The following is an 11,184-nucleotide window of genomic DNA, read 5'->3' on the forward strand; positions in this document are numbered from 1 at the left end:
AACGCCAATAATGGCGTTTTTTTATACAATCTTTGCGTTAAAAAAGGTTTAGCTTAGTTTTAGATTCATAAATTTAATAACCTTACTTTTTTAACTATGCTTTTATGGAAGCATCGCCAAGTAAGTAGTTGGGTTTTTACGTTGACCGTCTTTTACTACTTCATAATGCAAATGTGGACCAGTACAGCGACCTGTACACCCTACATTAGCAATATGTTCACCTGCAGATACTTGGTCGCCTACACGCACCATTAGACGTGAAGCATGAGCATAACGCGTTAAATAACCATTGCCGTGGTTAATTTCAACATATTGACCATAACCAGTGCCCCAGCCAGATTTGGTTACAATACCAGGGCCTGTAGCATAGATTGGTGTGCCACTCGGAGCAGCCATATCTAAACCACCATGATGTTCTGCACGACCGCCCATAGTGCGGCCACCAAAGTTTGAAGAAACTCGTACAGTATCAGGAAGAGGGTGAGAAACCAACCAAGAGTAAGAATTTGAAGAAGAAGCATTAAAAGAATTTTTTGCGGTTGTGTTACCGTACTTCTTTGCGAGCGACTCATTGTTGAGTTCAACTGTTTTTTGGCGTAAGGTCACTGAAACTTTCGCACTCGCCGGAAGATCTAAATCATCGGGATGAGTATATGAACCTTGAGATAATGTTTTTGATAGCTGTTCCAATCGATCTGAGTCAGTAGATTGGTTAATTGTTTGATAATCTGCAAAAGCAACTGATGCTGCCGAAGCGGCAAGTGAAAACGCTAATAAAATACGACGCGTGTGCATAAAAACCTCTTGAAACTGTTCTTACTCAAGTTCCTTATGATCTCTTCCTTGATATCGATTGAAATGAACGCTTAAGATTAAGACAAGAATCCATCCGAGAATGACCATGTCTAAACCCGATAACGTTTTTCAACAAACCGGAAAACACATAAAAACAGGAAACCTTACGTTTCTAACAACGCAAGTCGCGCAATGGCAAAGACTTACGAAAATTATCCAACCCTTATTGCCCCAACCGGAACAATGGCAGGTCGTGTGTTATCAAAATGGCTCTTTAATCATTACTGGTGAAAATCAAGCGATGATTAGTCAACTCAGTTATTTACAGAACCAATATGTATCTAAATTATCTCAGCTTGAAGGGTTAAAAGACTTACACCGAATTCAGGTCCGATTGAGAAATAAAAATATTCCAAATGCACCCTCATCTGAGCCATCTAAACCCATTCCCCCGGAAACACAAGAAATGTTACGTAGTGCAGCCGACTTCGTGAGCGACCCTAAGCTTAGCCAAGCTTTACTACGTTTGGCAAGCAATAAAAAATGACGAGCTTTCTATTTCTTAATTAGAATCATTATTATTATGTGATTATAATCACACTTTTTAATGTTACATTATAACGTAGCCAAGCAAAGACAAGGACTTATGTCACGCTCACATATGGAATTGGACATTGACTCTCGTCATCAAATGTTACAATTTCATAATTACTCGGATCACTTTGAACATTGCGTAACAACTGATTATTTAAAGCATGTCCTGATTTATAGCCATCAAACTTGGCAATAATTTGATGACCAAGCAAATACAAATCACCAACTGCATCTAAAATCTTATGTCTAACAAATTCATCGGCGAAACGTAAGCCTTCTTCGTTGACGACCCCTGTATCATCTACACCAATTGCATTATCTAAACTTGCACCTAGTGCTAAATTATTTGCCTTCAGGTAATCCAGATCTTTCATGAAACCAAAAGTACGTGCCTCACTGACTTCATAAACAAAAGTTTCGGTCGAAAAGTCGATCGTGGCAGATTGATATTCTTTAGCAAATGCCGGATGGTCAAAATCAATCGTGAAATTTAATTGAAAACCATTGTGAGGGCTAAAAATTGCTTTCTTATCATCGATGAGTGCTTCAACTGGTTTTAATATTCTTATGAATTTTTTTGGTGCATCCAGTTCTCGTAATCCACCTTGCATTAAAAGGTAAATAAATGGACCAGCACTACCATCCATAATTGGAACTTCAGAAGCAGATACCTCAACAATCAGGTTATCAATTCCTAAACCGGCAATCGCACTCATTACATGCTCAATTGTGCCTACTTTTATATCTCCGGTTACCAAGTTGGAGCACATAAAAGCTTCTTGGATGAGCAATGCATTAGCAGGGATATCGACTGGCGGATCCAAATCGATACGGCGAAATACAATACCTCCATCCACGGTATGTGGAATGAAATTGATCATCACTTTTTGACCGCTATGAAGACCTATTCCACTCGCTTTTACCACACGATTGAGAGTACGCTGTTTCACCATGCTTTGTAACTTCTTTTTTAAAACCGCTATACGTTAGCATATTTAGTCATTGATCAAAAATAAAAAAAGGCAGTGTTTAAACACTGCCCTTCATTAAATCTAATGATAATTTACTTACGTTGCTGATTTTTCAAGTAATCTTGAATACTCATTGGAGAAGAACGCGGAGTAGAACTTGCTGTGCTACTGACTTCATTATCGGCGTTTTGACGCTTATTAATTGCAGGAACGTCATCTTCATCAACAGATTGAGCTGATTGAGACGATGCATGGCTTACCGTATTACGTTTTCTTGGTTCAGCATCAGCTGCATTACGAGTTAAACCAGTTGCAATCACTGTTACGCGTAATTCATCACGTGCATCTGGATCAAATACTGTACCGTAGAAGATTTCACCTTCATCAAGGTCAACAATCTGGTTCACAACGTCAGTAATGATTTCAGTCTCACGTAGCGTAATATCATCACCACCCGTAATATTAATTAACACGCCTTTGGCATTAATAATATTTACGTTATCAAGTAATGGACTACGGATCGCTTGTTCAGCAGCTTGACGCGCACGATCTTCACCACGACCTAAACCAGCACCCATCATTGCATAACCGCGAGTACTCATTGCAGTTTTCAAATCGGCGAAGTCAAGGTTAATGTGACCACGGTTAACAACCAAGTCAAAGATACTACGTACAGCGTTTAACAATACATCATCAGCTTTTTTATAAGCATCTTTCATTGAAATATCGCCATATACGCTCAATAAGCGTTGGTTAGGGATAATAATCAATGAATCAACATGTGCTTCAAGTGCTTCAATACCGCGTTCAGCAGATTTTAAACGACGACGGCCTTCAAAGTTAAATGGAGTTGTAACTACGCCAACGGTCAAAATACCCATTTCTTTAGCAACTTCAGCCACAACAGGCGCTGCACCAGTACCTGTACCACCACCCATACCAGCGGTAACGAAAACCATATCGGTACCTTCAAGGTGGTGACGAATGATTTCACGGCTTTCTTCTGCTGCAACTTGCCCTACTTCAGGGTTAGCACCAGCACCTAGACCACGTGTACTTTGCTCGCCTAACTGAATTTTGAAAGGTGCATTCATACAGTCCAGTGCTTGTTTGTCTGTATTGGCACAAACGAATTTAACACCTTGAATATCAGACTGCACCATATGTTGAACGGCATTACCGCCACCACCACCTACACCAAATACAGTGAAACGGGCTTGACCGTTGCCATCGTTTAGTTCATCTTCTATAAATTCAAATGAGGCCATGACCTTTAGGGTTCCTAATACATTATGGCAGTCACTTCAGCCCGTATACTGCCTTGATTTTCAAAAATAACTAATTTTAAGAATGCTGTGCAATACCAACCTTGTCAAGTACAGCGGTTTTCTCTTACAACTTCCTAACAATTCTACCAATAAATACATACATCCTAAAAAATGGCTTTTAACTTGCTATTAAACGCATTCCAGCCATTTACCATTCGTTCCCATACCGAACGGTCATTTGCCTCTTCAGGCTCTTCAACAGCATCTTGCAACTCACTTTGGCTAAACATGAGCAAACCAGCTGCTGTTGCATACATAGAACGACGTAAGGCTGCTTGATGTTGATCATCAGCATAAACCTGTAACGGCGGATTACCCAAATGTGCAGATACACCCAACATACGACGAGCTAAACTCACCATACCTTCTATTTGACAAGCATCCCCTGTCAATACTACCCCATGGTATAAACCATGAATTGCACCGCTTTGTTCGAGTTCATCGCGAATCTGGCTAAAGATCTCTTCATAACGGGCAATAATAATTTCTGACAACTCAATTCGGCTAATTGTTTGAGGGCCATCAATTCCTTCTACCTGAATCATGTGATCTGGCTTAACAGCACTTAAATCGACACAACCATGCAAAATTTTAATTCGTTCAGCTTCTTCTGTCGTGGTTTGCAATACAGCAGCAATATCACGTGTAACGTGTTCACCACCGCGTTGCAATGTACGTGCTAGAGCCAAACGACCATCTAGATAAACAGCAAGATTGGTAATGCCTGCGCCAATATCAACCAGACAGACACCATACTCTTTTTCATCTTTCAGCAAGCTTGCCTCAGCGGTTGCCAGACAAGACACCACCATTTTTTCAACCCCGATATTTGCACCTTTCATGGCACGATCAAGGTTTTGCATAGTCGCTATAGGCATCATCATTAACTGATAATGTCCAGTCATACTATGGGCAGTCATATTAATTGGATTCTGCACCCATTCAGCAGAATCACCCAACTCAAAGCCTAACGGCACTGCACTTGCTAAATAGTAATCAGAAGTCACATGACTTGCTTTTGCCAATTCTAACGCGCGCACGACTTCATTTGTTGTAATCACATGTGCTGGATTAGATACTGGTGTGCGACCAGAGGCATAAAAACTTTGCAACTCGGTACTCGGAATAGATACCCATGCGCTATGAATGCGACATTCGGCCATATTTTCCGCTTCAGCAACAGCATTTTTAATCGCAGCAATGACTTTATCGAGGCTTACAATTTTTCCTTTATTCATGCCTCGATTGCGAGCAGTTGCCATACCGATAACTTGAATGTTATCCGGCGCATGAATTTTTCCAATCAAAACTGAAACTTTATGCGTCCCAATGTCAATCGCAACAACTGAGGGAACAGCTTCACTCATCACTCATACCATTTCTTTGTTGTTTAATACCAGGCAAATTGCCTATTTTAAAGCCACGTATTATGGCTTTGCTTTTGTTCCACCTGCAATGCTTGTGTCATCACTCGTTACAACAAACTGACCATTCACAATTTTAGGTGGTGTTGCGTTCTTCCATTGAATAGATAATCCATTACGATATCGCAAATCAATGGCTGAGATTTTCGACCACACCGGTTTTAAGTCAGATTGTGCCAGATGACTTAAACGTTGCAACTTATTCATTGTTTGATCTTGGTCAACAATAATACGTAAACCAGAATCAAATTGCATAAACCAAGTCATTCGCTCAGTCAGATATAACTCTTTTAAGCGTAAATTAACAGGATGGAATAATTGATTAATTTCATTATAGCGTCGCATCATCATTTTTGACTGACTTACCGGCCCATGAAGCAATGGAAGTTCAGGATGAATTGTCGGCTCCGCCTCACTAAATACATCGCCTCCATCGCTTAACAAGCGACCTGTTCCCCAACGGGCGATAGCATGTCGAGGCATGACACGAACACGAATACCATTGGGCCAAGCACGAGATACAACAACTCGGTCTACCCATGAAATTTCTAATGTTTTGTCACGAATCTGTTCTAAATCAGATGTGAAATAATTCGCTTTTATAATTGGAGCAACATGTTGCATCACTTGTTGGGTTTCAACAGAAGATGCTGAACCTACAACTTCTAGTTTTGCAACTGTTGCATCTGTAATAACTTTATATAACCCATAAATTCCGACTGCCAGCACTACAAAAGCAATAACCAACAGCACCCATCCACCAGCATTCGCAAGCTTCTGCTTACGCGTAGGCGGTTTATCATGAATAGAGGTGATGGCCGCACGTTTACGGCGCATGGAAGCCGGAAGTTGTGCCATATTTAAGCCGTACCTTCCAATGTTTGCTCAAGAATCGCAACACACAATTCATCAAAGCTATAACCAACAGCTTTAGCAGCTTTTGGAACTAAAGAGTGGCTGGTCATACCTGGAACAGTGTTTACTTCTAAAAGCCAGAAATTGCCTTGCTCATCCTGCATCGCATCAATACGGCCCCAGCCTTCTGCACCCACAGCCTGAAAAGCACGTAAACACAATGCTTGTAGGTTTTTCTCTTCAGCCTCACTCAGACCACAAGGGATACCATACTCTACATCGTTACGTTGATATTTCGCTTCATAGTCATAGAAAGCAACATCTGCTGGTGGTTGCAAACGAATAACCGGCAAAGGCTGTCCATTGAGGAATGAAATTGTGAATTCACGACCAGTGATCCATTTTTCTGCCATCACCACAGCATCGTGCTGAGTCGCCTTTTCAATTGCAGCAGCAAAGTCTTCTGCTTTCTCAACCTTACTCATGCCGACACTCGAGCCTTCATGTACAGGTTTGATAATGACAGGTAAGCCTAAATCAGCAATCACCGCATCTAAATCTGTTTCTTTAGTAATAATGCGATATGGCGCTGTAGGTAAATCGCTACCTTGCCAGATTTGCTTGGTTTTAACTTTATCCATGCCAATAGCAGAACCTTGCACGCCTGTTCCTGTATAAGGCAGATTTAACCATTCAAGCACACCTTGAATCTGGCCATCTTCACCGCCGCGACCATGCAATACAATAAATGCACGATCATAATTTACAAGTTCAGTCACACTGCGGTCTTGTGGATCAAATGCTTCAGCCTGAACACCTGAACGTAACAAAGCGTCCAAAACTGCCTGACCACTATCCAAAGACACAGCACGCTCAGCCGATTTCCCACCAAACAACACGGCAACTTTGCCGAATTTTGTAGCATTTGACACGTTTAAATCCTTAACCCGATTATTCAATACTTTTTGTTTATTTCACATACAAATGGTGTTGTGCAAGTTCTACTGAAATTGCTCCCACGTTACCCGCACCTTGTGTTAATAACAAGTCATTTGGTTGTAACACATTTTGCATGATGTTTTGCAAATTACCTTCAACCGGATCGACCAAAATCGGTTCTACTTGTCCGCGTAAACGAATACTACGCGCTAAAGTGCGGCTATCTGCACCCACAATAGGTTTTTCACCAGCAGGGTAAACTTCCAACAATAATAATTGATCGACTTGAGAGAGCACTTCAATGAAGTCATCAAAACAATCGCGAGTACGAGAGTAACGGTGTGGCTGGAACAACATAACCAAACGACGGTCCGGATGGCTTTGACGTGCAGCTTTAATAGTTGCTTCTACTTCTTTCGGATGGTGTCCATAGTCATCAACTAACTTAACGTTGCCATCAGCAAGTTCAAATTCACCTTGCACTTGGAAGCGACGGCCAACACCACTAAACCCTTCTAATGCACGGCTAATTGCATCATCAGAAACACCTTCATCTGTTGCAACACCAATTGCTGCTAAGGCATTTAAAACATTATGTAAGCCTGGCTGATTAATTGTTAAACGCAATGGTTCACGGCCTTTACGCAATACAGTGAAGTGCGATTGCATACCATCTTGTTCAATATCAACTGCACGAATGTCATTATCTTCATTAAAACCATAAGTAATGACTGGACGGCCTACACGCGGCAGAATTTCACGAATGTTTGCATCATCACCACAAACTACAGCCAAGCCATAAAATGGTAAGTTATGAAGGAACTGTACAAAAGTATCTTTTAATTTATCAAAGCTACCTTCATAGGTATCCATATGGTCAGCATCGATATTGGTTACAATCGCTGCCATTGGTTGCAAATAAAGGAAAGATGCATCTGATTCATCAGCTTCAGCCACGATGAAACGGCTTTCACCTAACGCCGCATTTACGCCTGTACTGTTAAGTAAGCCACCAATAACATAAGTTGGATCAAGGTTTTCTTCAGCCAACATCGTCGTCAAAAGACTTGTAGTTGTGGTTTTACCATGTGTACCAGCCACAGCAATACCGTGACGGTAACGCATAAGCTCGCCTAGCATTTCTGCACGACGTACAATTGGAACACGCTGCTCAATCGCAGCTTTAATTTCCGGATTTTCCGGATCAATTGCTGTAGAAACTACAAGCACATTGGCATTTTTAATATTTTCCGGTTGATGGCCAATATAAACTTTGATGCCATTTTTCTCTAATTGTTCTGTAGTTTTAGACGCTTTAATGTCTGAACCGGAAATTTTATAGCCTTGGTTACCCAAAACCTCTGCAATGCCACACATCCCAGCGCCACCGATCCCCACAAAATGAATGTGTTTGATACGGCGCATTTCAGGCACTTTAATCAGTTTTTTTGCTTGGTTCGCAGCTGTTGATGGAGACATAGTAAATCCGATTACATTTTTTGGATAAGATCAACCACATGCTGAGTCGCATTTGGTTGGGCATGTTGACGCGCTTTCACTGCCATTTCAGTAAGTAATTGGCGGTTCATCAGCGAAGTGAACAATTCATTTAAAACATCTGGTGTCATGGTCGATTGCTGGCAAATTTTCGCAGCACCGACATCCGCCAGAAATTTGGCATTTGCAGTTTGATGGTCATCAACTGCTATAGGGAGTGGTACAAAAACTGCGGCCACACCTGCTGTTGCAACTTCTGTTACCGTGAGTGCTCCAGCTCGGCAAATAATTAAATCTGCCTCACTATAAGCTTTTGCCATATCTTCAATAAACGGCAAAACGTGTACAGTTAAATTAGCTGGTGCATCTGCATAAAGTGCTTGAGTTGCCTCAACTTGTTGCTGACCACACTGGTGAAAAATATTGAGTGGAACTTGTAATTGTTTTAATGCAGGAGGTAAGCGCTCATTGAGTGCTTTGGCACCTAAAGACCCGCCCACAATTAAAATATTTAAAGGCTTGCCCGCTTGCTCACGCTCATCATAGCGCCACTTTGGGCTTAAAATATCCGTGATTTCACGACGCACAGGGTTTCCTGTGGTTACAACTTTTCCACCAGCAGGAAAGGTATTTGGAAATGCTTCACACACCACTTTAGCAACACGAGATAACTGTGCATTGGTAAAACCTGCAACTGCATTTTGCTCGTGAATAAGTACAGGAATACCTAACAAACGGGCGGCTAAACCACCTGGACCAGCGACATAACCACCAAAGCCTGCAACCGCATCAACTTTAAGTTGTTTCATATAGCGCATTGCACTAAAAGTGGCTTTTAAAATTTTAAAAGGTGCAGCAACTTTACGGACTAATCCATTGCCACGAACACCTTGGATATCAATTTGATATATTGGAATATTTTGATCTTTTAATAACCGATTTTCCATACCTGTTGGCGTGGCTAACCATGAAACCTGACAACCTTGTTGTTGAAGTTGTTTGGCTACGGCGAGGGCTGGAAAAACATGTCCACCTGTACCGGCAGCCATCATCATGACATGTTTGGGTTTGCTTTGCTGTGAATCGGTCACGGTCTAATTCTTCAACTCAAAAAAACAATGGAAATTGTCATCTATTTTTGTAGCCGTTTATTTTAATCCTAAAGCTTCATTAACGAAAAGCTAATTTCACTCGTTTATAACAGAAAGATGTGCTTTTTTGAAAATATGCCTACAAAGCTGTGGTGTATTTAGTATTGTTATTTTATTAATTCATATATTTTCAGGTGATTTCCAATAAATACCGCTGAAAATCACCTGAAATAAATAATTAAGCTGTACGGCCAGCTTCTAATACATCAAATAAATCATCGGCAATTGATGTACCAAATTGAGCATCAATTTCGCGTATACAGGTTGGACTAGTGACATTAATTTCAGTGACATAATTACCAATCACATCTAAGCCTACAAAAACTAAACCTTTTTCGCGTAAGAAAGGGCCAATTTTAGCTGCGATCAATTTATCGTTTTCCGTAAGCGGACGCGCTTGGCCTAAACCGCCTGCCGCCAAGTTACCACGTACTTCACCATTTTGTGGAATACGAGCTAGACAGTAAGGAATTGGTTCACCATTTACCATTAAAATACGCTTATCCCCTTCTACAATTTCAGGAATGTAGCGCTGAGCCATAATTGGACGAGTACCTAACTCTGTAAGCATTTCTAGGGTAGAACCAATATTTACACCGTCTTGATATAAACGGAAAATTCCCATGCCACCCATACCATCAAGTGGCTTAACGATTACATCGCCATGATCTTTAATAAATTCACGAATTAAACTTTGTTGCGATGTCACAAGTGTAGGCACTTGTAGTTCTGGAAACTGCGTTGCAAAGAGTTTTTCATTACAATCACGCAGTGACTGAGGCTTGTTAATAATCCATGAACCTTCGCGCTCAGCTTGCTCAAGCACATAAGTCGTGTAGACAAAATTCATGTCAAACGGCGGATCTTTACGCATGAGCACAACATCGTAAGCCGCGATAGACTCCTTTTTCTTTTCGCCCAGCTCATAGTAATGGTTGTAATCTTCGAACACCTTTAACGGTGAAATGAGGCCGTAAGCTTTGCCTTGATCGATATATAAATCTTGTTGTAATGCATAACCTAATTCATGTCCACGACGGCTCGCCGCCCACAACATTGCCATGGTTGAATCCTTTTTAAGGTTTACGGTTTCAATCGGATCCATGACGACAAGTACACGCATGCTCAAGCTCTTCTTAAAATTTAAATTAGCATGAGTATAACTGAGATTTTTCACTGGTTTTTCTTAATTTCAGTAAAACCTTATCGGTTATTTCTTTATCTTGAATTAAGGTAAATTCAGTTAAACTATGATCATAAAATATTATTTTTAAAGGCTAAACATGAAACTTTATCGCTATTTAACTGGCCCCGATGACTCTGCTTTTTGTGCGCGAGTAACTAAAGCTCTGAATCATGGTTGGGAGTTATATGAAGCACCCACTATGACCTTTAACGGCACGCATGTCATTGTGGGACAAGCAATTTGCAAAACAATTGATGAAAATTATGATCCAGAAATGGATATTTTAGATGTTCTCAAAAATAACGCGTAATTCCAGAAGGGTGCTTTTAATCGATGAAAAGTCCCCTTTAAAACCCAATTAACAAGAAAAACTAATAAGCCAACTCATACAATTCGTTTAATTTGCTAATTAACTTATTAGAAATCAGTTATTAAAAAATAAAT

General features: G+C 40.7%; 11 protein-coding genes. 2 read left to right on the plus strand and 9 right to left on the minus strand.

Annotation, left to right across the window (positions count from 1 at the left end):
* Window positions 1-102 precede the first annotated feature (102 nt).
* Window positions 103-795, minus strand: a complete 693-nt coding sequence (locus J580_RS16665; protein WP_002121983.1) for a M23 family metallopeptidase — start codon at window positions 793-795, stop codon at window positions 103-105.
* A 100-nt stretch (window positions 796-895) separates the two neighbouring features.
* On the opposite strand from J580_RS16665, the gene J580_RS16670 reads away from it, so the two are divergent.
* Window positions 896-1,342 carry a DciA family protein gene (locus J580_RS16670; RefSeq protein ID WP_081403686.1) on the plus strand — a complete coding sequence of 149 codons (447 nt, stop codon included), beginning with the start codon at window positions 896-898 and terminating at the stop codon, window positions 1,340-1,342.
* Window positions 1,343-1,439: 97 nt separating this feature from the next.
* On the opposite strand, the gene lpxC is transcribed toward J580_RS16670, so the two are convergent.
* The 8 genes from lpxC to gshB form a co-directional block, all read right to left on the minus strand.
* Complete coding sequence (gene lpxC, locus J580_RS16675; RefSeq protein WP_002121967.1) at window positions 1,440-2,342, minus strand: UDP-3-O-acyl-N-acetylglucosamine deacetylase; 903 nt, start codon at window positions 2,340-2,342, stop codon at window positions 1,440-1,442.
* A 110-nt stretch (window positions 2,343-2,452) separates the two neighbouring features.
* Window positions 2,453-3,628, minus strand: coding sequence for a cell division protein FtsZ (gene ftsZ, locus J580_RS16680; RefSeq protein WP_002121912.1), 1,176 nt, complete (start codon window positions 3,626-3,628; stop codon window positions 2,453-2,455).
* Window positions 3,629-3,792: 164 nt separating this feature from the next.
* On the minus strand, window positions 3,793-5,055 hold the full coding sequence (ftsA, locus tag J580_RS16685; protein WP_002122057.1) for a cell division protein FtsA: 1,263 nt from the start codon (window positions 5,053-5,055) through the stop codon (window positions 3,793-3,795).
* Between the two features lie 60 nt (window positions 5,056-5,115).
* The gene (locus tag J580_RS16690) at window positions 5,116-5,970 is read right to left on the minus strand and encodes a cell division protein FtsQ/DivIB (protein ID WP_014207933.1); all 855 of its coding nucleotides are present in this window, start codon (window positions 5,968-5,970) and stop codon (window positions 5,116-5,118) included.
* Window positions 5,971-5,972: 2 nt separating this feature from the next.
* A complete protein-coding gene (locus tag J580_RS16695) occupies window positions 5,973-6,899 on the minus strand; it encodes a D-alanine--D-alanine ligase (RefSeq protein ID WP_005066802.1) in 927 nt (308 codons plus the stop codon).
* Window positions 6,900-6,936: 37 nt separating this feature from the next.
* Window positions 6,937-8,385, minus strand: a complete 1,449-nt coding sequence (gene murC, locus J580_RS16700) for a UDP-N-acetylmuramate--L-alanine ligase (protein WP_002122011.1) — start codon at window positions 8,383-8,385, stop codon at window positions 6,937-6,939.
* Window positions 8,386-8,396: 11 nt separating this feature from the next.
* Window positions 8,397-9,494, minus strand: coding sequence for an undecaprenyldiphospho-muramoylpentapeptide beta-N-acetylglucosaminyltransferase (gene murG / locus J580_RS16705; protein WP_005078668.1), 1,098 nt, complete (start codon window positions 9,492-9,494; stop codon window positions 8,397-8,399).
* A gap of 238 nt (window positions 9,495-9,732) precedes the next feature.
* Window positions 9,733-10,677 (minus strand): glutathione synthase, encoded by a 945-nt coding sequence (gene gshB, locus J580_RS16710; protein WP_032004995.1) that lies wholly within the window; start codon window positions 10,675-10,677, stop codon window positions 9,733-9,735.
* Between the two features lie 160 nt (window positions 10,678-10,837).
* Here gshB and J580_RS16715 point away from each other — a divergent pair, with 160 nt between their 5' ends.
* Window positions 10,838-11,050, plus strand: coding sequence for a DUF1737 domain-containing protein (locus J580_RS16715; protein ID WP_002122004.1), 213 nt, complete (start codon window positions 10,838-10,840; stop codon window positions 11,048-11,050).
* The last annotated feature ends 134 nt before the right edge of the window (window positions 11,051-11,184 follow it).

This window comes from Acinetobacter sp. 1542444 (genome assembly GCF_000581835.1).
In the GTDB taxonomy this organism is placed as follows: domain Bacteria; phylum Pseudomonadota; class Gammaproteobacteria; order Pseudomonadales; family Moraxellaceae; genus Acinetobacter; species Acinetobacter pittii.